The following is a 24132-nucleotide window of genomic DNA, read 5'->3' as shown; positions in this document are numbered from 1 at the left end:
GTGCGAACTTGCGGAAGTGGGACGCGGCGGCGCGCTAGGCGGGCCACAGCCGCGAGTGTTCGGGGTGGTCGTCGTCGATCAGGCGGTGTGCCAGGGCGATCGCCTCGTTCAGGTCGGCCTGGTGCAGCGCGGGCTCGGAGCGGGCGATTCCTTCGAGGAAGTTGGACAGCCCTTCCGCCGCTGCGGGGGACACGCTGTCGTCGCGGCCGCCGCGCACGTATCGCCGCCGCAGCACCGCAGCTGCATCCAGCAGCAAGGAGGATTGCGCTTGCTGCAGTGCCATCTTGTTGCGCTCCACGGTATTTCCCCTTCCTCGCACGGAATTCCTTCGGCGGATGCCGCTCGTGATCACTGTTCGGGCGGTGGCGGCGCCATGGCGCGGTGCAACTCGGCCACCGCTTTCTGCTTCCCGCCCGGGTGGGAGAGGACGGCGGAGCCCGCGACGAGGAGTTCGGCACCCGCGCACCAGGCCGCCTTGGCGGTGGCGGTGGAGATCCCGCCGTCCACCTCGATCTGCACCGCGCGCCCGGAGCCGTCCACCAGCGCCCGCATCTCGGAGACCTTCTCCTCCATCGCGGGGATGTAGCGCTGCCCGCCGAAGCCCGGGTTGACGGTCATGATCACGATCTCGTCGAGGTGGTCGAGCACGTGGCGGACGAAGCCGAGCGGGGTGGACGGGTTGACCGCCACACCGGCCTGCGCCCCGAGCTCGCGGATCGCTGCGAGCGTCCGCAGCAGGTGCGGGCAGGTCTCGGCGTGCACGATGACGGTCTCGCAACCGGCCGCGACGAAGTCGGCCAGCATCGGGTCCGGGTCCTGCACCATGAGGTGGGCCTCGAACGGCAGGTCGCTGTACTTCCGGCAGGCCGCGACCACGTCCGGCCCGAACGTCATGTTGGGCACGAAGCGCCGGTCCATGACGTCCCACTGGATGCGGCCGACTCCCGCGTTGGTGAGGCTCGCGACCTCCTCGCCGAGCTGCGCGTAGTCGGCGCCCAGGACCGAACCCACGATCACCGGTTCGGCCGGCGACCACCTCGCCGCGGAATGCCGCGAGGTCGTTCCTGGCTGATCAACCATCGAGCGATCCTCCGATCACTTGTGCGGTCCACTCGTGTCCGCGTCCCGCGGAGATCGGTGGAGGCGAATCCACCCGGTCGCCGGAGATCGCCCGAACCGGTTTTCGGTCGTCCCTGCCGGAGCGGCGATGGCAGCGGTGATGTGGTGGCAGGGGTGATGTGGTGGCAGGGGCCCCGAAGAACGATCCGGCCCCTGCCACCCGCGAACTTGCTGCGTCCGGTCAGCGGATCCGGCTCTTGAGGGCCTTGGCGGCTGCGGCCGGGTCCGCCGCGCTGCGGATCGCACCGCCGGCCACCGCGACGGTCGCCCCGGCGTCCTGCACTGCGGCGATGGTCTCGGCGGTGACGCCACCGGCGATCGAGAACGGGACGCCGGCCTGGCGGCCGTCCGCGAGCAGCGTCTCGATCGTGTAGCCGGGTTTGGCCTGCTCGTCGAGACCCGCGTGGATCTCGACGAAGGACACGCCCAGCTTCGAGACCTCGCGGATCCGGGCGACCCGGTCCGCAACGATGGTGATCATGTCGGCGACCACGTCCTTGCCGTGCTTCTCACCGGCGGCGACGGCCCCGCGCACGGTGTCGTCGTCGGCCGCGCCCATGACGGTCACCAGGTCCGCGCCCGCGGAGAACGCGAGGTCGGCCTCCAGCTCGCCGGCGTCGGCGGTCTTCATGTCGGCGAAAACGAGCTTGTTCGGGTGCGCGGCCTTGATCGCCGTGATCGCGGACAGGCCTTCGGCCTTGATCAGCGGGGTGCCCAGCTCGAGGACGTCGACGTAGTCCTCGGCCTGGTGCGCCAGCGAAAGCGCGTCGCCGAGGGTGGCGACGTCCAGTGCTACCTGCAGCTTCACGGTGCTCTCCTCGTCAGTGGTGGCGTTGCGGTTTCGGGCGCGGGTGGTCCTGCGCCGGGATCCACCACGCGGCGCGCGATGCGGTCCGCCGCATCCGGCTTTCCCGATTCCGGGCAGAATGGTGGGTGGATCACGACGTCGTGCCGCCGTTCCTCGAATCCTTCCGGCTGCTCGTTCCGGTTCTCCGCGGATTCCGCGTCGGAGTGCGAACGGGCAACGGCCTGTGACACTGCACGGATCTGTACGTCTAGTCAACCGCGGCCGAACGAATGGCAGCCGCGGCAGCACGGACGGCGCGGACGAACCTCCAAATGGTATTTCGGGGAACGCCGCAGAATGGTGTTGCGATCCGGATGCGCGCCGACGTACGATGACTGGCGCTCCTGATCGGCCGGGTGTTCCCGGAAGGCGGGACCGGCCCTCGTGGAGCAGTCGAATATCGACCCGATCGAAACGCGATCGGCGAGTTCGGGATTTCGGCCCCGCCCAGCCGCGTGACCCGGCGGTCACCGCTGTTCGCGAAGCGGCCCATTCTTTTCGGGAACAGCCGGTCGGCATCGCGCCGGGAGGCGCAGCGGCTCTCGGCCTCGGTACCGGTGGTTCGCATCGCCGCCGGGGCACCGATCGTTCCGGAAACCCCTGGGGCTGGTCAGGGCCTTGCCCGCAGATCTTCCGAAAGGAGGTGTAGCCATGGAGCCCGTTGCCCCGCAGTGGGAAACGCCCCGGTTCGTCGAGATCGGGTGCGCGGCCGAGGTGACCATGTACGTCGCCCAGGCCGAGGACTGAGCCCGCCCGCCGGTCGACGGCCGGGCGGTAACGCGGCGACCGCGGGCACCGGATTCCCGGTGCCCGCGGTGTCGCCGCAACGGGCGCGGGATTCCTGCGGTTCCCGTTTGATCGGTCCCCGAAACCGTTCGTGCGAGTCTGCCTTCTCTTCGTGTCGGCCGCGTTGACCAGACGTACAGATCCGTGCAGTCTCTCGTAGCGGGATTCGTCCGGGTCGCGATCCGGAACCCGGCGGGGTCCAGGAAAGTGCAGCCCGGCGCCGCTGCTCGGCGCTCGCGCACTGAACCGACGAATACATCCGACCGACCAGTGGAGTGTGCTCAATGACGGGTGCGGACACCGCTCACGAGAATATCGGCGAAAAGCTGAATCCGCCGCATTTCAATTACGCGACCATGGCCATCAGCACCGAGGTGGACCAGATCCGCAGGGGCGTCCAGCCCGCGGCGTGGGCACGTGCCGGTGCACTGCTGCTCACGGCGCGCGCGGTGTTCACCGTCGGCACCGGGCGCAGCGGCCTGGCGTTGCAGATGGCCGCGATGCGCTTCATGCACCTCGGGCTGGACACCCACGTCGTGGGTGAGACCACCGCGCGGGCGATCGGCTCCGGTGACGTCCTGGTGGCCGCCTCCGGCTCGGGCTCGACGGCGCGGGTGGTGCGGGCGGCCGAGACCGCGCGCGAGCAGGGCGCGAACGTGGTGGCGCTGACGACCGATCCCGGCTCGGCGCTGGCCCAGACCGCGACCGAGACGCTGGTCATCCCGGCGGCCGACAAGAAGGACTTCGACGGGACGACCTCCGCCCAGTACGCGGGCAGCCTGTTCGAGCAGTCGGTGCTGCTGCTGACCGACGCGCTGTTCCACGCCCTGTGGCGCTCCAGCGGCACCCAGGCCCGCGAGCTGTGGCGGCTGCACGCGAATCTCGAGTGACCGGCGGATTCCGCCGGCAGCGCATTCGCTCCGCGTGGCGCGCGGGCGATGTCCGATCGCCCGGCGCGCCGGTTTTCGCCGGTCCCTCCTCCGTACCGAGGCAACGACGAGCAAGGAGTCCGCGATGCAGCGCCAGCACGAGACCGCACCGCGCACCGGCATCAGCACGCTGGAGTCGGTGGCCCTGACCGCCACCCGCAGCGCGGCGGTGGCCAGCCACGCCTGGGCCGGTCGCAACGACAAGAAGGCTGCCGACGCGGCGGCCACCGAGGCCATGCGCCAAGTGCTGGCCGATGCTCCGGGCCGGGGCGCGGTGGTCATCGGGGAAGGCGAGAAGGACGAGGCCCCGATGCTGTTCAACGGCGAGACCGTGGGCAGCGGTGCGGGTCCGGACTTCGACATCGCCGTGGACCCGCTCGAGGGCACGTCGTTCTGCGCGAAGAACCTGCCTGGCTCGATGGCCACCATCGCGTTCGCCGAATCCGGGACCATGTTCTCGCCGGGGCCCGGCTTCTACATGGACAAGATCGTGGTGCCGCCGCAGGCCAACGGCGTCGTCGATCTCGCCGACACCCCGGAGCGCACCCTGCGCAAGGTCGCCGGGGCGCTCGGCAAGCACGTCGGCGAGCTGCGCGTGGTCATCATGGACAAGCCCCGCCACCAGGAGCTGATCAAGCGGGTGCTGGAGGCGGGCGCTGCCGTGCACGCCCCGGCGGAAGGCGACGTCGGCGGCAGCCTCGAGGTGCTGCTCCCGTCCGGCTCCGCCGACCTGCTCCTCGGCGTCGGGGGCACGCCGGAGGGCGTGATGACCGCGGCGGCGGTGCGCGCCCTGGGCGGCGACATGCTCGGCCGCCTGGCCCCGCAGCGCGAAGCGGAGGCCGATGCCCTCCGCGCGGCGGGCATGGACCTCGCCCGCATCTACACCCGCGACGAGCTCGTCGGCGGCGAAGCGCTGTTCGCGGCCACCGGCGTAACCGGAGGAGCGCTGCTGAACGAGCCACGGGAATCCGGGGGCACGGTGCTCGCGGATTCCCTGCTCATCTCCAGCGGCGAGGTGCGCCGCGTCGTGCACACCACCTTCGGCGCCATGCCCCGGCCGACGTCTTGACGGCACGTGCCCGCCCCAGTGATCGATCTGCCGGCCTCGTCGTACGGCCGTCGTCGGTTAGGAGATTCGGTGAAAATGCACTTGGACAACCTGCGCGTTCGCCACCTTGGTGAGTGCCGCTACGACTCACCGTTCTGCGAAATGCTCGCGGCCAAGCGGACTTCGCCGCACTACGTGGCGGAGGGCGACCGGGTGCTGCTCGAGGACACCGTTTCGATGCTCGCCGAGCACGACCTCCCGCCGGAGGAGCTGCCGAGCTTCGAGGCGGCCGGACCCCGCCGGAAGATCTACTTCGACTCCTCCCGCGTCACGGCGGGCGTGGTGACCTGCGGCGGGCTGTGCCCGGGGCTCAACGACGTCATCCGGGGCATCGTCCAGGAACTCACCGTGCACTACGGCGTGCGGCGGATCCTCGGCTTCCGCAACGGGCTCCGCGGGCTGACGGCCGCGAACCGCGACGACACCGAGGAGCTGACACCGGATCGGGTCCGCGAGATACACAACTCCGGCGGCACCATCCTGGGCAGCTCGCGCGGCGGGCAGGAGCCCGAGGAAATGGTCGACAGCCTGGTCCTGCGCGGGGTGGACGCGCTGTTCGTCATCGGTGGCGACGGGGGGATGCGCGCCGCGACGAACCTGGCCGCGGCGATCCGCCGGCGCGGTCTGGACATCGCGGTCATCGGGGTCCCCAAGACGATCGACAACGATCTGCCCTACACCGACCAGTCCTTCGGCTTCCAGAGCGCGTTCGCGCAGGCGGCCAACTTCATCGACTCGGTCGCCATCGAGGCCGCGGCGAGTCCCGACGGCATCGGCATCGTGAAGCTGATGGGCAGGCATTCCGGTTTCATCGCCTGCTACGCCTCGCTGGCCCGCAACGCCGCCGACGTCGTGCTCATCCCCGAAGTGCCGTTCGCGCTCGAAGGGCCGGACGGCCTGTTGGCCCGGGTCGAGCGGCACGTGCGCGAGAAGGGCTTCGTGGTCGTCGTAGTGGCCGAGGGAGCGGGCCAGGAGCTGCTGCAGGAGCGCGGTCTGCTCGCCGACACCACCGATCCCTCCGGCAACGCCAGGCTGGGCGACATCGGTGCGCTGCTGCGGGAGACCATCACGGCGCACCTGATCGGGGCGGGCCTGTCGCCCACGGTGCGCTACATCGACCCGAGCTACGCCGTGCGAAGCGTGACCGCCAACGCCTACGACAGCGTCTACTGCCTGCGCCTGGCCCACGCCGCGGTGCACGCGGCCATGGCCGGGCGCACCGAGACCGCCGTGGTGCGCTGGCGGCGCCGCTTCGTGCACGTGCCGATGCCGCTGATCATCAGCCATCGCAACGAGGTCGATCCCGATGGAGATCTGTGGATGTCGGTGCTTGAGGCGACCGGTCACCTGGTTCCGAGGCACGGCTCGCACGGCCGTCCGGACGCGGAGGCGGGCCCGCAGGACTACCGGCGCAGCTGCCGGTCGTCCCGCGACCGGGACGGCGGCGCCGGCGAGCCGCGCGATGCCGAACTCCCCGGCGCCGGCCCGGTGCGGAGCTTCCGATGATGGCCGCGCTGGAGTTCGCGCTGGGGATCGCGCTGCTCGTGTACTGCGCGGAGAAGCTGATCGGCAACCTGGTCGGCGTGTCCAGCAGGTGGGTCGTCTCGCTGTTCCTGGTCGCCGTGCTGTTCACCGGGATCGAGTTCGACGACCTCGCCTACGGCATCGTGCTCAATGTCGAGGAACTGCAGCACGCGGCGCTCGGCACCGTCATCGGCACCACGATCGCGATCATGGGAATCGTGCTCGCACTGGCGGCGCTCATCGCCCCGTGCCCGGTGGACGTCCCCAAGGACTACCTCGTGCTGTTCGCGGCCGGTCCTGCGGCGATGTCGCTGTTCGCCTCGACCGGCGCGTTGACGCAGTCCATGGGCGTCGTGCTGGTGGTGCTGTTCGCGGTGTTCGTGGGCTGGATCGGCTACCGCGAGTACGCAGCGCGGCGGCCGGTGTTCCGCAACGCCGAGTTCTACGAGCAGGTCGAGAAGGCCGGTGCGGTCAGCGTCGCGACCACCTCGGAATCCGGCGCGGCCGGTGAGCGGTCGCCAGCTCGCCCGCCCGCGACGGAGCCGGGCGGCGGTGGCTTCGAGCTGCCCGGCGACCTGCGGATCGACCAGGGCTTCTTGGCAGCGAGGCAGCGGTCCCTGCCGATCAGCCTGCTGTTCGCGGTGCTGGCGCTGGCCGGCTTGATCGGAGGCGCCGCGCTCGCCGGACAGGGCACCGAAGGACTGCTGGAGACCTTGGACATCGACGGCACCGTCTTCGGCGTCACGATCGCGACGCTGGCGCTGTCGCTCGAGGACGTCTTCCTCACCGTGGAGCCCGCCCGCAGGGGCGCGCCGGAGATCGGGGTCGCCAACGTCATCGGCAGCGTCGTGTTCTCGCTGACCGGCAAGCTCGGGATCGTCCTGCTGCTCGGCGGGGACATAACGATCGGCGAGAACGTGCTGTCCTGGCACCTGCCGGTCCTGCTCGGCATGACGGTCCTGTCGGCGATCTTCCTGGCCACCGGGCGGCTGCGCCGCTGGCACGGAGGGGTGCTGCTAGCGCTCTACGCCGCCTACTTCGTCATCAGCCTGACGGCTTTCGGCGGGGTTCCACTCGACACCGACTAGGCCGTTCCGGCGAATGATCCGGTGCGGGCGAGCCGGACGGAGATCGCGGGGAAGGAGGGGCATGACCACCGCTGGTTGTCGCGAGGCCGCCGCTCGTGCGCCGTTGGTCAGCGGTCGTCGCGCTCGCCTTGTCGGCCGAATCTCCCACCACGTAATTTTCCGTTCCACGTCGGGAAGCCGGAGCGCGGGAAAAGCCGCACGGCTGCGTCCGGTTCATCGCCCGATGCGCGGTCATGAGTCGTGCGAGCACTCGGGCCGCATCGACCGGGTCCCGGAGTTCTCGGCGTTTCCGACAGGCGTGCGAAATCGGAGTAGTGACGCGGACCGGCTCGGAACGCGACGTGATGTGCGGTCGCACCGGCCTCGCGCGTTCCGGGGCGGTGACGGACCAAAGGCGGTCTCGGATGGCAGATGTGCACCGGCTCCGCGCCAAGACGGGCGGCGGGGGCGAGTCGACGGTTTACGGGGCGTGGGAGCGCTTCGTGCGGGGTGCGGACGACGTCCGCGGTGTGCGGCCGGAGGTGGCGCTGTCCTGGCAGCGGTGCCGCGACCAGTACCGCGTCAATCCGTATCTGGCCGAAGCTCCGGTGGCCATCACGGACGTGGACCACACGCTCGAGCACGATGTGGTCTTCGCCGAGCTCGGGTTCCGCGCGGCCTCGGTCGTCAACGAGGTGAGCGATCTCGGCGGGGTCGTGACCGTCACCGACGCCACCGGCCGGGTACTGGCCGAGTGGGGCAACAAGGACACCCGCAACTACGCCGCCGAGGCGAACCTGGCGCCGTGGTTCTCCTGGGCGGAGGGTTCCACCGGTACCAATGGCATGGGCACCGCGCTGGAGTCGCATGCGCCGGTGGTGGTCCGGGGCGCGGAGCACTGGTGCCAGGCCTTCCACGACTGGAACTGCGCGGGCGTGGCGGTGCGCGACGTGGTGACCAGCGAGCCGGTCGCGGCGGTGAACATCTCCTGCTGGCGCAGCGAGCTTCCGGAGTCCGTGGGCGCCTGGCTGAGCAACGCCGCCAGCAGGACGCAGTTCATGCTGCGGCGGCGCGCCCGGGACGCCGGTGCCGAGCTGATCGCGGCGTACGACCACGCGCGCAACCACGTTCGTGCGCGGGCGGGTGTGTCGTTGGCGGCGTTGGACCCGGCCGGGCAGGTGGTGATCGCCGACGATCGCGCGAGCGTCCTGTTAGGCGTGCCGGGTTCGACCCCCGCGACCGACCCGGCGGCGCGCTGGAACCCGGGTCTGCCCGAGCTGGTCCGGGTGGCCCGCTACGCGGCCGAACAAGCCGCGCACACGCGGGACTGGGTCGGTTCCACCCAGATCTTCACCCACCTCGCCGACGAACCCACGCCGATCAGCATCCGGCCGGTGTTCCTGTCCGGACACCTCGTCGGCACCCTCGTCGAACTCGGGGTGTCCGACGCCGAGCAGCTCCCGCGGGCGGAAGGCGGCGCCGCCGCCTCCGACCAGGCGCAGGGGCACCGGATCGTGGCGATGCGGGACAGCCGGTTGGTGCTGCTGCGCCACCCGGAGATCTCCTTCGCCGAATCCGAGGGCAACGACGTGTGGCTGACCACCGACCAAGGCCGACTGCGAGCCGCTTCACCGGCCCTGGACAAGCTCGAGACCGAGCTGGGCGGGTCCGCTCTCCGGGTGCACCGGCAGTACGTGGTCAACATCGGCCGCATCCGCGAGGTCGAACGCGGCTTCAAAGGCGAACTTGCCCTGGTGATGGACGACGAGGCGCGGACGATGGTGCCGGTCTCCCGGCGGAACGCCCCAGCGGTGCGCCGGGCGCTGGGCATCTGAGGGCGTCACGCGCCGCTGAGAGGAGCTTCCATGCCGGAAAATCCCGATGCCGTGGCGATCAGCCGCAACTACGACCAGAGCGTTCGCCGGACCGCCGAGCGCGTGCGCAACCACCCGGCCGCCGGCGGGGACAACTGCGACTGGTGGCCGGACCGCCTCAACCTCCGAATCCTCGCCAAGCACCACCCGTCGCGGAATCCACTGGGAAGGGATTTCGACTACGCGGCGGAATTCGCCGAGCTGGACCTCGACGCGCTGGCCCGCGACATCGACGAGGTGCTGACGACCTCGCAGGAATGGTGGCCTGCCGACTTCGGGCACTACGGGCCGCTGGTGCTGCGGATGGCTTGGCATTGCGCCGGTACCTACCGCATCGGCGACGGACGCGGTGGGGCCTCGTCGGGCATGCAGCGCTTCGCCCCGACCAACAGCTGGCCGGACAACCGCAACCTGGACAAGGCCCGCCGGCTGCTGTGGCCGGTCAAGCAGAAGTACGGCCGCAGCATCTCCTGGGCGGACCTGATGGTCTTCGCGGGCAACCGAGCGCTGGAGACCATGGGCTTGCGCACGCTCGGCTTCGCAGGCGGACGCCGGGACACCTGGGAATCCGACGCCGACGTCTACTGGGGGCCCGAGCGGACCTGGCTGGGCGATGAGCGGCACACCGGCGTGCGCGACCTGGAAGAACCGCTGGCCGCCGACGAGATGGGCCTGATCTACGTCGACCCGCAGGGCCCCGCGACGCTGCCCGACCCCGTCGCCTCGGCGCGCGACATCCGCACCACGTTCGCGCGGATGGGGATGGACGACGAGGAGACCGTCGCGCTGATCGCAGGCGGGCACACCTTCGGCAAGACCCACGGTGCCGCCGACATCATGAGCAGCCTCGGCGACGAGCCCGAGGCCGCGCCGTTGGAGGACATGGGCCTGGGCTGGCGCAACCGCCACGGCACGGGCAAGGGGTCGGACGCGATCTCCAGCGGCTTGGAGGGCATCTGGACCCCCACACCGACCCGGTGGGACAACTCGTTCCTGGAGACCCTGTTCGCGTACAAGTGGGACGTGGAGCTCAGCCCCGCCGGGCTGTGGCAGTGGATTCCCCGGGACGACGCGGGCGAGGGCACCGTTCCCGACCCGCACGACCCGGACACCCGCCGCGGCCCGACTATGCTCACCACCGATCTCGCGCTGCAGGACGACCCGGTCTACGCGCCCATCGCGCGGCGCTTCGCGGAGCACCCGGAGCAGCTCGCGGACGCCTTCGGGCGCGCATGGTTCAAGCTCACCCACATCGACATGGGCCCGATCCAGCGCTACCTCGGCCCGCTGGTTCCCGAGCAGCGGATGCTCTGGCAGGACCCGGTCCCCGCCGTCGAGCACCAGCTGGTCACGGCCGAGAGCCTCGCCGAGCTGAAAAACCGCGTGCTGGCCTCGGGCCTTTCGGTCCGGGAGCTGGTGTTCGTCGCGTGGGCCTCGGCATCGACCTATCGGGACAGCGACAAGCGCGGCGGCGCGAACGGCGCCCGCATCCGGTTGGCGCCGCAACGGGATTGGGCGGCCAACGACCCGGAAGTGCTGGCGAAGGTGCTGACCACCCTCGAGCGGATCCGCGACCTGTTCAACGCCGAGCACGACGAGCAGATCTCGCTGGCCGACCTGATCGTGCTCGCCGGTTGTGCCGCGGTGGAGGACGCCGCCGCATTGGCGGGCCACGACGTCCAGGTGCCGTTCGCCCCGGGACGCACCGACGCGGGCCAGGAGTGGACCGACGCGGCGGCCTTCGCCGCGCTCGAACCGAGCGCCGACGGCTTCCGCAACTACTACGGCGAGGCGAATCGGCTCCCGCAGGAGTACCAGCTCGTCGACCGGGCCAACCTGCTCACCCTCTCCGCCCCGGAGATGACCGCGCTCGTCGGCGGGCTGCGCGTGCTGGACACCAACCACCGGCATTCCCGGCTCGGCGTGCTCACCGACCGGCCGGGCCTGCTCACCAACGACTTCTTCACCAACCTCCTCGACATGGACACCGAATGGGTGCCGGACATGCCGAAACGAGGTCTGCCCGGAACCTTTCAGGGCCGCGATCGGTCCACCGGCGCGCCGCGGTGGACCGCCAGCCGAGTGGACCTGGTCTTCGGCTCGCACTCCGAACTGCGCGCGATCGCCGAGGTCTACGCCGCCGAGCAGGAGAAGTTCCTGCAGGACTTCGCGGCCGCGTGGCACAAGGTGATGAGCCTCGACCGCTTCGACCTGACCTGACGATTCGCCCGAGCACGTGCTGCGGTGAAACGCGCGGCGATTCCCACCGAGCCCGCGCGGACCACGCCGGTCCGCGCGGGCTTTCGCACGCCGGGTGAACGGAGCCCCGGAAAAGCGGCGCTTCGCCCAGCTGCCGGGAGCGCCGCAGCGGTGCTCGCGGGCCTCCGCGGCCTGCTCGGTCCGGGTTCTGACACCGATGTCGCAGCTGGAACGTTCAGGCAGCGCAAGGGATTCCGGTGGCGGCGGCCTCGCCGCGGCACCCGGCAGGCGGGTCCACTCGGTGGGAGCCGGGATCACGAGCCCGGTTGGGCGGTAGCTCATTCCGTGCGAGCGGTGCGGTGGACCGGGTCAGCGGTCGGCCCTTCCGGTGTGGTGCCCGCCACCGTAAAATTGTCGAGTACCACAGGTTAAAAGAGCGGAACTCGGTACCGGAGCCCACTCCGCGAACTCCGCTCGGCACGTCCGCGTGTTCCCGGTGGGAGGGAACGTAATTTCAGCACGCACTTCATCCGGCGGTTTCCGATGATTTCGTCCCGTGCTGTGCGACGACCCGGGAGATGCTGTTGATTCGGTGTGCGCGCACGCCGAGTGGACCTTTCCCGGTCGAACGGAATCGTCTGCGGAGGCATCGATCAAAGGGGAACGATGGGCCTGCACGTGAGGCGCACCCAGTTGCGAGCGACCCCAGGCGGGTATGAGCGGTCCGGACATGGATTCGAAATGAGGAGGTGAAGTCCAATGACGACGACGCAGGAACGCGACGACCTGCTGAACGAGCTCGGCTTGGACGCACAGAACAGCGCAGCGATCGGTCGTGTGCTGGGAACCGGCGGGATCGAGCGGGCCACCGAGCGCGCGGACGGCACGATGGAGGCCACCGTCCGGATCCGGGAGGACCAGATCGCCTGGGACCCGGCGATCCTGGTTCTGCCGCACGGTGGTGACGTCGAGCTGACCGTCATCAACGACGACCGGAACACGCACGCCTGCCTGCTGCCGAGCAACGGTGACAAGAAGTTCCTCTGGCTGCTGAACCACTCCAAGGGCAAGGCCAGGCTCAACCTCGATGGCCCCGGCTACTACTGGTACAGCTCGCCCGGCGGGAACGACGAGGGCCGCGGTTTGACCGCCGCCATCGTCGTGCTCGGCGAAGTGCCGCCGGAAGCCCGTCTCGACCGCCCCGACCAGCCGCGCCGGTAGAAAGGGACGAACTCATGACAGTCGAATACGTTGACGCCGGTGAGGCGATCGACCACGGGGCGCTGAGCGCCATTTCCGGAACCGCCCCCGCGGTGACCGACAACATCGATTACGAGCGCATCAAGAACGCGCGTTCGGAATCGCACAACTGGATCACCTACTACGGTGATTACGACGGCAAGCGGTACAGCCTGCTGGACCAGATCAACACCGAGAACGTGAAGCGCATCGGTCCGGCCTGGATCTTCCAAGCGGGCACCTCCGGGCAGATCGCGGGTGCGTCGACCTACGCCTTCGAGACCTCCCCGATGGTCGTGGACGGCGTCATGTACGTCACCGGCTGGGACGGCTGGTTCTGGGCGCTGGACGCCAAGACCGGCGAGCAGCTCTGGCGCTACAAGCACGCGGTCCCCTTCGACGTGTCGCTGTGCTGCGGCAACGTCAACCGCGGCTGCGCGATCGCCAACGGCAAGGTCTACTTCGTGACCCCGAACGCCCACCTGCTGGCGCTGGACGCCACCAACGGCAACAAGGTCTGGGAGAAGACGATCGGCGACGTGCGCGCCGGCGAGAGCGCTTCGCTCGCCCCGCTGGTCGTCAAGGACACGGTGATCACCGGTAGCGCGGGCGGCGAGTTCGGCGTGCGCGGCCACATCGACTGCTGGGACCTGGAGACCGGTCAGCAGCGCTGGCGCTGCTACACCATCCCGAAGCCGGGCGAGAAGGGCTCCGAGACCTGGCCGGACGACGGCGAGGCGTGGACCCGCGGCGGTGCGAACCACTGGGTCACCGGTACCTACGACCCGGAGACCAACCTGTACTACGCGGGCACCGGCAACCCGGCTCCCGACTTCGACGGTGCGGTCCGCGAGGGCGACAACCTCTACAGCGACAGCGTCGTCGCGGTCGACGTCGACACCGGCGAGATCAAGTGGCACTACCAGTTCACCCCGCACGACCTCTGGGACTACGACTCCACCATGGAGATGACCCTGTTCGAGCGGGACGGGAAGAAGCTGCTGGGCCACTTCGACAAGAACGGCTACTTCTTCGTGCTGGACCGCACCAACGGCGAGCTGCAGCACGTCACCCCGTACGTCGACCGGATCGACTGGGGCACCATCACCCGCGACGGCAAGGTGACCCCGCGGAAGTACCCGGACAAGGAGGGCGAACCCGTCCACTTCTACCCGGGGCCCGCCGGTGCCAAGGAGTGGACGCACGCCGCGTTCAGCCCGCGTACCGAGATGTTCTACGTGCCGGTCGCCGACGTGGGCGCCACCGCGACCCGCCGCCGTCGTGAGTTCAAGGAAGGCATGCCCTACTGGGGCGCCGCGGTCCAGGTGGACATCGACAACATGGCCGGTTCGGTCAGCGCCTTCGACTCCTACGGCGTCGAGCAGTGGCGTTGGCGCAACTCCCACCCGATGGCGGCCTCGGTGCTGGCCACCGCGGGCGACCTGGTCTTCGCGGGCACCCCGACGGGCGAGTTCCTCGCGTTGGACGCTCGCACCGGCGAGGAGCTGTGGAAGTTCCAGTGCGGCAGCGGCCACCACGGCAGCGCGACGACCTACATGGTCGACGGCAAGCAGTACGTCGCCGTGCCGGTCGGTTGGGGTGGCTGGCTCGAGGGCATCATTCCGGGAATGCTCGGCGCGGGCCACGGCAGCGCGCTGATCGTGTTCGCCCTGCCGGACTGATCGCCCCAGCAGCGGCCTCCACGACCGTCGGCGACGGCGCGACGTGCAGCAAGGGGAACCTCCGGGCGGGGGTGCGGGCGTACGGCGCCCGCACCGCCCGCCCGGACGTCCTGGTCATGACTCCTACCTCGCGGGCCCGCGGACGGCGCCGGAATCCGGGGCCGCGCACTCGGCGGAGCCGGCGACGGAGCAGGCGGCAGCGCGGTGGAGACCGGCCGACCGCCGGAACCTGGCGGGCAGCGCGGGAAAGCCGCTGCCGGACAGACCAGTACTACCTGGACGGAGCCAGGCGAGGCGAAACGGCTTCCGAGACGGTGCTATGGGAGGACCCATGGGGTCGACGCGACGTGTTGTCGGGATCAAAGGGGAGCGGCAGGTCCTGTTCGACATCGCCGAGGTGATCGTGGCCGAGGCCATCGGCAGGGCCGTCTGGCTCCGGACCGATCTCGGACGCTTCCGGTGCGCGATCGACGGGATCGACAACATCGATGACAAGTACGCGGAATGCGGCTTCGTGCGAGTGCACCGGAGCTACCTGGTGAACCTCAGCCGGGTGCGCGAAGTGGAGCGCAAGGACGGCGGGGAGCTCGAGCTCACCGTCGAGAACTACAGCGGGGTCGTCCCGGTTTCCCGTCGTCGGGCGAAGTTCGTCACCGAAGCGCTGGGGCTCTGAACGCTGGTGCGTCGGGATGCTCTCACAGCGAACGGGCGGACTTCGCCTCCTTGGCCTTGTCCAGCACCTGCAGGGCCGTGGCCTGCGCGATGTCGGCCGCCGCGGGATCCCGCTCGAGCAGTGCCGTCGTGGTCGCCCCCTCCATGAGCTGGGCGAGCTGGCTCGCGACGAACTGCTTGTCCGGCAGCCCGCACTCCTCGACGAGTTTGACCACCCACGCGCGCATCGCGTTCTTGTGCTCGCGCACCGCGTTGCGCACCTGCGGAGCGGTGTCGGCGAGCTCGACGGTCGCGTTGACGAAGGCGCACCCGCGGAACGACGGCGTGGCGAACCAGACGCGGAGGGCGTCGAAGACCGACAGCAGTCGCTGCCTGGGCGACGAGGTCCAGTCGATGTCCCCGCTCAGCCGCGCCCGGTGGCAGTCGTCCATGTGCTCCAAGCACGCGACGATGAGGTCCGTCTTGGTCGGGAAGTGCTTGTAGAGCGTCATCTTCGCGACGCCGATCTCGCTGACGAGCGTATCCACCCCCACTCCGGTGCCACGCTCGTACATCATCCGGGAGGCTTCCTCGATGATGAGTTCCCGCTTGGTTTCGGTGCGCTCCATCGGTGACACAGATGCACCCCTGATCGGATTCAAAAGCCGGTAACTTTTGGTCGAGCCGATTCAGAATACCCGTACCGCTGGGGCCGTGCAATGGGTTCCGGAGCCGTTCCGAGGTGTCGGTCGGCGAATTCCGGGGACGACGTCGCTGCGGGTTCGCGCGAGTGCTCCGCGAATCCACTTGGCGCGTTTTCCGGACCGTTCGTGGCGCCGGAGCACCGCTTCGTGCGGAATGCGTTGACCGGACGTACAGATCCGTGCAGCCTGGCTACTCGGTATGCGTCCTTCCTGCGGTGAAACCGCAGGAAGAGGAAGGGATGCATGGCGGGAAGCGGTCGCCTCGGGTCCGTCGGCGCCCGGCCCGGTCCGCGCCCGGACTGCGGGCGACCGTCCGAATCTCGCGGTCCTGACCGGGAGCACCCGGCACCGGCAACGGCGGCCGTCGCCCGATCGTTTATGGTGCGATATTCCGAACCGGTCAGCCGGTTGAAACACGGCGCGCTAGGAGGCGTAACGACAAATGTCCAGCTTGGCCGAAGTAGCGAACACCCTGGTTTCCAATCGGCGCGGAGTGCTCGCCGCCGACGAGAGCATCGGAACCATGTCCGCCCGGCTGAAAAGCGTCGGGGTGGAGGCCGCGGACGAGAAACGGCGGGTCTACCGCGAATTGATCGTCACCACTCCCGATCTGGTCGATTCGATCAGCGGGGTCATCCTCGCCGACGACACGCTGCGCCAGCGGCTGTCCGACGAGCGCACTTTCCCCGAGGCGCTGACGGCCATGGGGATCCACCCGGGCATCAAGGTCGACACCGGCGCCAAGCCGTTGGCGGGGGCCGCGGGGGAGAAGGTCACCGAAGGACTCGACGGGCTGCGCGAACGGGTCGCGGAGTACGTGGGCCTCGGGGCGACCTTCGCCAAGTGGCGCGCGGTGTTCGACATCGGGGACGGCCTCCCTTCGGAACGCGCGGTTCGCGCCAACGTGCACGCGCTGGCGCGGTACGCGGGGCTCTGCCAGGAAGGCGGCCTGGTGCCGATCGTGGAACCCGAGGTGCTGATGGACGGCTCCCACTCGCTGGCCCGGTGCCAGCAGGTGACCCGGGTGGTGCTGCGGTCGCTGTTCGACGAGCTCGCCCTCATGCAGGTCGACTTCGACGGCATGGTCCTCAAGCCGAACATGGTGGTCGCCGGCAAGGACTGCCCGGAGCAGCCCGGCGTGGACGAGGCCGCGCGGACCACGGTGGAGACCCTGCGCGAGACGGTGCCTCCGACGGTGCCCGGCATCGCCTTCCTGTCCGGCGGGCAGACCCCGGAGACCGCGACCAGGCACCTCGGGGCCATGCAGAACTGCGGCTCGTTGCCCTGGGAACTCACCTACTCGTTCGGCCGGGCGCTGGTCGGCCCCGCGCTCGAGTCCTGGCGCGGCGATCCAGCCAATTGGGAGGCCGCCCAGCGGGCGCTGTCGGTGCGCGCGGTCGCGAACGCCGCGGCTCGCTGAGCGCGGAAGCAGGACGAGCACCGACCGCACCGGCGAGGCCCCGTGCGGTCGGTGCCGCGGTCGGCCGAGCGTCCCGGAGGGCACCATGGAGATCTCGCGGAACGAGCACCGGCGACGCGGCGTTGAGCCGCGCTCGCACCCCGCGGTGTCCGGTCGAGGACGATCGCGACGACCTGCCGCGGAAACCGCGAGCCTGCTGCGCGTCGGCGAGCGCATGGCCATGCCGTTGCCGGGGGAGCCGGTGCGAGCGCCCACCGCGACCGAGATCCGGCTGACGCCGTGCGCCGCTCGGCGGAGAAGGCGCATCCGTCCGGTGCGGACCGGGCGGCGCGGCGATGCAACACTTTCCCGCATGTCCCAGCTGGACGGAACGCGCCGGTGAGCGCGCCGTCACCCGTGGTCGAGCACGGGCACGCGGCTACGTCCGAAGAGGTCCTCGAACGGCTCGGGGTCGAGCCTGCAAACGGCCTCGGCGAGCAGGAGGCCGCGAGCAGACTGGCGCGCTTCGGACCGAACCGGCGGGTCAAGCCGCGGCAGGTGACGTTCTGGCGGGTGCTGCGCGAAGAGAGCACCGAGCCGATGATCCTGCTGCTGCTCGCGGTCGCCGTGCTCTACGGCCTGTGGGGAGAGCCCGCGGACACCGCGGCGATCGTGCTGGTGATCGCCGCGGTCGTGCTTGTGGAGGTGTTCACCGAGTACCGGGCCAAGGCCGCCATCGCATCGCTGAGCAAGCTGTCCGCACCCACCGCGCCCGCGCTGCGCGAGGGCGCGGTCCGCTACGTGCCTACCGAGGACCTGGTGCCCGGCGACGTGCTCGTGCTGCGCGCGGGAGAACGGCTGGCCGCCGACGCCCGGCTGATCGAATCCGCCGGGCTGCGGGTCGACGAATCCGCGCTCACCGGGGAGCCGGTGCCCGCGGACAAGGACGCCGGTGCGGTGCTCGCCTTCGACGCGCCGCTCGCGCAGCGATCCAACCTGGTCTTCGCTGGGACGACCGTGGTCGCCGGTCGCGCCCGCGCGGTCGTGCTGAGCACCGCCATGGACACCGAGCTCGGGCGGATCACCGGGCTGGTCATCGAGGCGAAGCCGCCGCGCACGGCGTTGCAGCAGGCCATGCGCGAGCTGGCCCGCTGGCTGGCCTGGCTGGCTCTGGGGTTCAGCGTGCTGGTGCCGGTGGTCGGGCTGCTCGGCGGGCAACCCTGGCGGGAGATGATCCTGACCGGTCTCACCCTCGCCTTCGCCACCATCCCCGAAGAACTCCCGATCGTCATCAGCATGGTGCTCGGGCTGGGCGCCTACCGGCTGTCCCGCCGCAACGTGGTGGTCAAGCAACTGCGGGCGGCCGAAGCCCTCGGCACCATCACCGTCGTAGCCACCGACAAGACCGGCACCGTCACCGAGAACCGGATGATCCTGGCGCACCTGGCCACCGGCGAGGTCGACGGTCAGGTCGGCGAAGAGGACGGCGATCCCGACGACGCGCAGCGGTGGCTGCTCGCGCTCGCCGCGGGCTGCACCGACGCGACCGTGGTGCACCGGGACGACACCGCGCACGTCCTCGGCGACCCGACCGACGTCGCGCTGCTGGAAGCCGCCCACCGGTACGGTCTGCTGCCCGGCCAGCCCGGTGGCGTCTCCGGCGAGCTGCTGGCCGAGCACCCCTTCGACGCCGGACGGAAGATCATGTCCGCGGTGCACCGCTGTGACGACGGGCCGCTGCTGATCGCCAAGGGCGCGCCCGAGGCCGTGCTCGGCCGGTGCTCGAGCCGGCTGGTCGCGGGACGCGCCGAGCCGCTCACCGAGGACGACCGGAACCGCCTGCGCGCTCAGGTCGACCGGATGGCCGCGAAGGGGATCCGGGTGATCGCGGTGGCCACGCGCGAGGTGCCCGGCGGCGCTATCGACCGCGACGAAGCCGAGACCGGGCTGGTGCTGACCGGGTTCGCCGGGCTGACCGACCCGGCACGGCCCGGGGTCGCCGACGCGGTGCGCGATCTGCGCCGGGCGGGCATCCGGGTCGTGATGATCACCGGCGACCACCCGGGCACCGCGCGGGCCATCGCCGCGGAGATCGGGATCGACGGCACCGGATCGCTGCTCACCGGACCGCGAATCGACCAGCTCGATGACGACGAGCTCGCCGCGGCGGCCTCGGCGACCTCGCTGTTCGCGCGCACCATCCCGGAGCACAAGCTGCGGCTGGTGCGCGCGCTGCACGCGCGCCGGGAGATCGTCGCGGTCACCGGCGACGGCGTCAACGACACACCGGCCCTCGCCCAGGCCGACGTGGGCATCGCGATGGGCGCCGGCGGCACGGACGTCGCCCGCGAGGTGGCCGACCTGGTGCTGGCCGACGACGACTTCGCCACCACCACCCGCGCGGTGCGCGAGGGCAGGCAGCTGTTCGACAACCTGCGCAAGGGCGTGCGCTACTACCTGGCCTGCAAGGTCGGGCTCATCGCCACCGCGGCCGGCGGCGTCGCGCTGGGGCTGCCGGTGCCGTTCACCCCGATCCAGATCGTGGTGCTGGAGATGTTCATGGACATCGCGGGCAGCGCCACCTTCGCCGCCGAACCCGCCGAGAACGACACCATGCGACGGGCGCCGCGCGACCCCCGGCGCCCGTTCCTGGACCGGCCGCTGATCACCGCGATCTTCACCTGCGGTGCCACGTTGTTCCTCGCCGTCATCTCGATCTACCTCGGGGCGGTCTGGAGCGGCGCGCCGATCGCCACCGCGCAGACGCTCGCGTTCACCGGCTGGATGGTCGGTTACCTGGCACTGGCCTGGGTGATGCGCTCGGAGCGGACCCCGCTGGTGCGCTCGGGGCTGCGCTCCAACGGCTTCCTGCCGCTCTGGACGCTGGGCACCGCCGCGTGGCTGGCGTTGATCACGGTCGTGCCCGCGGTGCGCGACGCGCTGAACCTGACCGCGTTGACCGCCGGTCAATGGCTCGCGGCGGTGCTGGTACCGATCCTCGCGGTGGCGTGGATCGACCTGGCGAAGCTGCGCCACCGGCGCTGAGCCCCGATCGCTGCCGGACGGGCGCGCAGGAAGCGCGTCTTCCGCTGCGCTGCGCCCGGTCGAGCGCCGCGCTGATCCCGGCGGCTAGCCCGTCGGCGAGCTCATGCTTGCGATCAGAGGTCCAGTTCCCGGCGCACCGCTGGGGCGTTCCGCCGGGATACCGGCACCATCGTGTTCTGCTCGTCGTCCATCACCAGCAGCATCTCGCCCTTGAAGCGGCGTTCGACCTCGCGGACGCGGCCGATGTTGACCACGTAGCGGCGGTGCACGCGCAGGAACCCGGCTCCGCCCTGTTCGCTCTCGAGCTTGTCCAAGCTGCCCGAGGCGGCTCGCAGTCGGCCTTGGTCGGTGGTCAGCCACACGTCGTTGCCCTCGGATTCGGCGAAGGAGATCTCCGGGTGGCGCAGCAGCACCAAGCGGCTGTCCCGCATCGCCACGATCCGGGGTGGTGATCCCTGGTTGCCGCCGCCTTCCGCGCGCGGGAGCTGTTCGGCGTCGGACACCCCGAGTTCGACGAGGGTGCCGACGAGGTGTCCGGCGAGGAAGACGGGCCGGATGTTGATCGGTGTGGGTTCGTCGGCGAGGTGGGTGAAGATCTGGGTGGAGCCGACCCAGTCGGGGTTGTGCGCGGCTTGTCCGGCGGCGTAGCGGGCGACCCGGACCAGTTCGGGTAATCCGGGGTTCCAGCGCGCGGCCGGGTCGGTCGCGGGGGTCGAACCCGGCACGCCTAACAGGACGCTCGCGCGATCGTCGGCGATCACCACCTGCCCGGCCGGGTCCAACGCCGCCAACGACACACCCGCCCGGGCACGCGCATGGTTGTAAGCGGCGATCAGCTCGGCGCAGCCGTCCTGGGCGCGCTTGCGCAGGGTGGACCGGGTCCGGGTGGCGGCGTTGGACAACCAAGCGCCCGCCGCGTCGGGAAGTTCGTTGCGCCAGCAGGAGATGTTGAGCGCGGCGATGGGTTCGCTGGTCACCACGTCGCGCACGGCCACGCCCGCGCAGTTCCAGTCGTGGAAGGCCTGGCACCAGTGCTCCGCGCCCCGGACCACCACCGGCGCATGCGACTCCAGCGCGGTGCCCATGCCATTGGTGCCGGTGGAACCCTCCGCCCAGGAGAACCACGGCGCGAGGTTCGCCTGCGCGGCGCGATCGCGGGTGCGCTGATCGCCCCACTCGGCCAATATCCGGCCGGTGGCGTCGGTGACGGTCACGACCCCGCCCGCATTGCTCACTTCGTGGGCCACGGTGGCCGCGCGGAACCCGAGTTCGGCGAAGACCACGTCGTGCTCGAGCGGGTGGTCGACCTCGGCGACCGCGACCGGCGCCTCGGTGATGTTCGGATCGACCCGGTATCGGTCCCGGCAGCGGAGCCAGGAGACGAGCACCTCCGGCCGCACGCCGCGGACGTCGTCCGCACCCCGCACGAAGCGCTCCCACGCCCCGTAGACCGTCGACTTCCCCGGAGTCCGGGAGATCGGTGCGAGCCGGTGCACTTCCGCCATACAAGACCGCCTTTGGTCGCACCGAGCCGACCGGTGGCCCGGATCCCGCGCCGGAGGATGACCACCGCGAGATCGCAAGCTAAGACGCCGAGCGAGGCGAGTGCCAGCAGGCTGGGACAACCGCGCCCGAACCTCGCACGAGCGGTGGCCGAGCGGTGATGAACGGTCCGGGATCGCGCATCAGCGGCGGTGAAGGTCGCGTCGAACGCGACCCCGATCGCACTGCCCGCCCGCTGCTGGCGCGCGTTGGGCGAGCACCACGCGCGGAAACTCGTAAAAGCGTCCGGGCGGCAGGTTCGTTCCGGGAGTCCGGGCTCGGCGGGAAAACCATTGAAATGCGCGGCGAGCCGGGCGGCAATTGGTTGCGCCCGGGATTTCCGGCGGTTTTGGCGGCGACTCCCGTCGTTGCGGGCGCGGCACCGCCGGCGAAGCATCGGACCGCTCATCAGCCGGCGGCGACCGTTCGTCCGTGATCGCCCGCCGTTCGTCGTCGATCCGTTGGCACGGCGGAAAACGCACGGCATCCTGTCGTCCGGCATCGGGGGCGAGAACACGCCTTTTTCAACGATAAAGAGGAGATCGCCGGAGTTCCGGCCGGTGCGATGGATCGGTCGCGCAAAGCTCGCATGTCTTGAATCAGTGGCATTCCGAATGCTACATTGTGACCGCTATCACTGATAGATTCTGCGCGGGTACCGCCCTTCGAGCGACGAGGAGGTCGCGATGACCGGGAGAGTGCCACCTCTGGAGATCGTTCCGAGCTGTTCCGGCAGCAACGGGGCCGATTCCCTGGTGGCCACCTCGAGCCGGGTCGCGCGGGCGTGGGAGAGCTTCGCGACGGGCGAGGACGTCGAGCAGGGCGTGCGCCCGGAGATCCTCGCCTCCTGGTACCGCTGCCGGGACCGGTACGAAGTCGACCCCACGCTGCACGTCGCGCCCGACGCCCCCGGCTACAACGACCACCGGCTGGACAACGACGTGATCTTCGCGAAGCTCGGTGGCCTTGGCGCGCTGGCCGGCCGCGAGGTCGAGTTCGACGGCGGTGTCGTGGCGGTGACCGACGGAGCAGGCCGGATCCTGGGCTCCTGGGGCGACCCGAGCACCCGCAAGCGGGCCGAATCGGCCAACATGGCCCCCTGGTCGTCCTGGTCGGAGCAGTGCACCGGCACCAACGGGATGGGCACCTCCTTCGAGGTCTCGGGGCCGGTGACCGTCACCGGGCCGGAGCACTGGTGCGAGGGCTTCCACCAGTGGGCCTGCGCGGGCATCTCGATTCGCGACGTGGTCACCGGCTCGCCGGTCGCCGCGATCAACATCTCCCGGTGGAACGCGCCGATGTCCGAGCGCGTCCCGGAATGGCTGACGCAGGCGGCCGCGAGCGTGGAGCAGGAGATCTACCGGCGCGCGCTGTCCGAGTCCAAGAGCGTGCTCGCCGAGTTCAACGCCGAGGCCGCGCAGGACAGCGGCGCGGTCATGGCCATCGATCGCGGCGGCAACGTCGTCGCGGCCAACCACGCGGCGGCCTCGTTGCTGCGGCTGACCACCGGTAGCCCGGTGATCAGCGGCGTGGTCGAGCCTGCCGACCGCTGGCAGCCGGACATCCCGGAGTTCGCCGAGGTCGTGCGCTGGGCGACCAGCCGGGCGGTGGAGCGGCCGCAGTGGAGCGGTTACGCCTGGTTGTCGGTGTGCCCGGGCGAGAATCCGATCCCGGTCACGTTGCGCCCCGTCGTGGACGCCAACCACGTGGTGGGCATGTTCTGCGCGTTCGGGATGCAGGAGGGCGAGCCGTACGAGAACACCGCCCAGTCGGCGGCTGTTTCGCTGCCGCGGCGGGTGATCGGCATCCGCAACGACCGGCTGGTGCTGCTGGCTCCCGCGGAGATCCGCTACGCCGAGGCCGATCGCAACATCGTGTGGCTGGGCACCGACCGGGGGCGCATCCAGGCGGCCACTCGCGGCCTGGACAACGTCGAGGAACTGCTGACCCCGCACGGCTTCCGGCGGGTGCACCGGCGCTTCGTGGCCAACCTGCGCCGGGTCGCCGAGCTGGAGCGCGGTGTGAAGGGCGAACTCGTGCTGATCACCGAGCCCCGCTCGCACGAGCTGGTGCCCGTTTCGCGGCGGCACGCACCGGAGATCCGGCGGCTGCTCGGCCTCTGATCCGCTCGTCGCGGTGCCGCCGCCGTTCGTTCACGATCTCTCTCCGGTGGTTGGAGATCGGTTGTCCCACCTCCTTGCGTCGCACAGGCTTTTCCTCGGAAACACCGCATTTGCGCCGACCGCGCAGCGAATTCGGTCCGGACCGTTCCCGTTGAACGACCCGCCGTGCGCGTGGGCGGCCGAGCGGGCCGATGCCGCGGGAACGATTCGCGCGCGGCGTCGGCCGGGAGGTGAGCAACGAGGTGGCCCGGGATGACCGCGCGGACGCGGACGACCTGACGCAGGGCCGGGCGG

The 24132-nt window shown here is 70.4% G+C and carries 18 protein-coding genes; 13 read left to right on the top strand and 5 right to left on the bottom strand.

Annotated elements, in window-relative coordinates; translation table 11 throughout:
* Nucleotides 1–34 precede the first annotated feature (34 nt).
* The 3 genes from V1457_RS28145 to hxlA form a co-directional block, all read right to left on the bottom strand.
* Nucleotides 35–283 (bottom strand): hypothetical protein, encoded by a 249-nt coding sequence (locus V1457_RS28145; RefSeq protein ID WP_295149854.1) that lies wholly within the window; start codon nucleotides 281–283, stop codon nucleotides 35–37.
* Nucleotides 284–348: 65 nt separating this feature from the next.
* Nucleotides 349–1080 (bottom strand): ribulose-phosphate 3-epimerase, encoded by a 732-nt coding sequence (gene rpe, locus V1457_RS28140; RefSeq protein WP_295149855.1) that lies wholly within the window; start codon nucleotides 1078–1080, stop codon nucleotides 349–351.
* A 220-nt stretch (nucleotides 1081–1300) separates the two neighbouring features.
* Nucleotides 1301–1927 (bottom strand): 3-hexulose-6-phosphate synthase, encoded by a 627-nt coding sequence (hxlA, locus tag V1457_RS28135; RefSeq protein WP_200071827.1) that lies wholly within the window; start codon nucleotides 1925–1927, stop codon nucleotides 1301–1303.
* Between the two features lie 690 nt (nucleotides 1928–2617).
* Between hxlA and pqqA the strand changes: the two genes are divergently transcribed.
* The 10 genes from pqqA (at nucleotide 2618) to V1457_RS28085 (ending at nucleotide 15047) form a co-directional block, all read left to right on the top strand.
* The gene (pqqA, locus tag V1457_RS28130; RefSeq protein ID WP_200071826.1) at nucleotides 2618–2713 is read left to right on the top strand and encodes a pyrroloquinoline quinone precursor peptide PqqA; all 96 of its coding nucleotides are present in this window, start codon (nucleotides 2618–2620) and stop codon (nucleotides 2711–2713) included.
* 395 nt (nucleotides 2714–3108) lie between these two features.
* Complete coding sequence (hxlB, locus tag V1457_RS28125) at nucleotides 3109–3642, top strand: 6-phospho-3-hexuloisomerase (protein ID WP_338598057.1); 534 nt, start codon at nucleotides 3109–3111, stop codon at nucleotides 3640–3642.
* 124 nt (nucleotides 3643–3766) lie between these two features.
* Nucleotides 3767–4750: a class II fructose-bisphosphatase gene (glpX, locus tag V1457_RS28120; RefSeq protein ID WP_338598056.1), complete on the top strand. Its 984-nt coding sequence runs from the start codon at nucleotides 3767–3769 to the stop codon at nucleotides 4748–4750.
* A 69-nt stretch (nucleotides 4751–4819) separates the two neighbouring features.
* Nucleotides 4820–6295, top strand: a complete 1476-nt coding sequence (locus V1457_RS28115; protein WP_200071823.1) for an ATP-dependent 6-phosphofructokinase — start codon at nucleotides 4820–4822, stop codon at nucleotides 6293–6295.
* The gene (locus V1457_RS28110; RefSeq protein ID WP_200071822.1) at nucleotides 6292–7401 is read left to right on the top strand and encodes a sodium:calcium antiporter; all 1110 of its coding nucleotides are present in this window, start codon (nucleotides 6292–6294) and stop codon (nucleotides 7399–7401) included. Before V1457_RS28115 ends, V1457_RS28110 begins: the two co-directional genes overlap by 4 nt.
* Before the next feature lie 404 nt (nucleotides 7402–7805).
* A complete protein-coding gene (locus V1457_RS28105; protein ID WP_338598055.1) occupies nucleotides 7806–9215 on the top strand; it encodes a LytTR family transcriptional regulator DNA-binding domain-containing protein in 1410 nt (469 codons plus the stop codon).
* Nucleotides 9216–9245: 30 nt separating this feature from the next.
* Nucleotides 9246–11474: a catalase/peroxidase HPI gene (katG, locus tag V1457_RS28100; protein ID WP_338598053.1), complete on the top strand. Its 2229-nt coding sequence runs from the start codon at nucleotides 9246–9248 to the stop codon at nucleotides 11472–11474.
* A gap of 738 nt (nucleotides 11475–12212) precedes the next feature.
* The gene (locus V1457_RS28095) at nucleotides 12213–12674 is read left to right on the top strand and encodes an MSMEG_3727 family PQQ-associated protein (RefSeq protein WP_295149864.1); all 462 of its coding nucleotides are present in this window, start codon (nucleotides 12213–12215) and stop codon (nucleotides 12672–12674) included.
* A 14-nt stretch (nucleotides 12675–12688) separates the two neighbouring features.
* Entirely contained in the window at nucleotides 12689–14374 is a 1686-nt protein-coding gene (locus tag V1457_RS28090) for a PQQ-dependent dehydrogenase, methanol/ethanol family (RefSeq protein WP_295149866.1), read from the top strand.
* Nucleotides 14375–14705: 331 nt separating this feature from the next.
* Nucleotides 14706–15047: a LytTR family DNA-binding domain-containing protein gene (locus tag V1457_RS28085; protein WP_200071817.1), complete on the top strand. Its 342-nt coding sequence runs from the start codon at nucleotides 14706–14708 to the stop codon at nucleotides 15045–15047.
* Between the two features lie 22 nt (nucleotides 15048–15069).
* Here V1457_RS28085 and V1457_RS28080 read toward each other — a convergent pair whose 3' ends face one another.
* Nucleotides 15070–15654: a TetR/AcrR family transcriptional regulator gene (locus V1457_RS28080; RefSeq protein WP_200071816.1), complete on the bottom strand. Its 585-nt coding sequence runs from the start codon at nucleotides 15652–15654 to the stop codon at nucleotides 15070–15072.
* Between the two features lie 517 nt (nucleotides 15655–16171).
* On the opposite strand from V1457_RS28080, the gene V1457_RS28075 reads away from it, so the two are divergent.
* Both V1457_RS28075 and V1457_RS28070 read left to right on the top strand, forming a co-directional pair.
* A complete protein-coding gene (locus V1457_RS28075; protein WP_338598050.1) occupies nucleotides 16172–17149 on the top strand; it encodes a class I fructose-bisphosphate aldolase in 978 nt (325 codons plus the stop codon).
* Between the two features lie 378 nt (nucleotides 17150–17527).
* Nucleotides 17528–20173 (top strand): cation-transporting P-type ATPase, encoded by a 2646-nt coding sequence (locus V1457_RS28070; RefSeq protein WP_200071814.1) that lies wholly within the window; start codon nucleotides 17528–17530, stop codon nucleotides 20171–20173.
* Between the two features lie 113 nt (nucleotides 20174–20286).
* Here the strand turns inward: V1457_RS28070 and V1457_RS28065 are convergent, their stop codons facing one another.
* Nucleotides 20287–21678, bottom strand: coding sequence for a LytTR family transcriptional regulator DNA-binding domain-containing protein (locus V1457_RS28065; protein ID WP_338598049.1), 1392 nt, complete (start codon nucleotides 21676–21678; stop codon nucleotides 20287–20289).
* Between the two features lie 723 nt (nucleotides 21679–22401).
* Between V1457_RS28065 and V1457_RS28060 the strand changes: the two genes are divergently transcribed.
* Nucleotides 22402–23838: a DNA-binding protein gene (locus V1457_RS28060; RefSeq protein ID WP_295149013.1), complete on the top strand. Its 1437-nt coding sequence runs from the start codon at nucleotides 22402–22404 to the stop codon at nucleotides 23836–23838.
* Nucleotides 23839–24132 lie beyond the last annotated feature (294 nt).

This window comes from Saccharopolyspora sp. SCSIO 74807 (assembly GCF_037023755.1).
Classification (GTDB): domain Bacteria; phylum Actinomycetota; class Actinomycetes; order Mycobacteriales; family Pseudonocardiaceae; genus Saccharopolyspora_C; species Saccharopolyspora_C galaxeae.
This window is presented reverse-complemented; position numbering and strand designations above follow the sequence as displayed.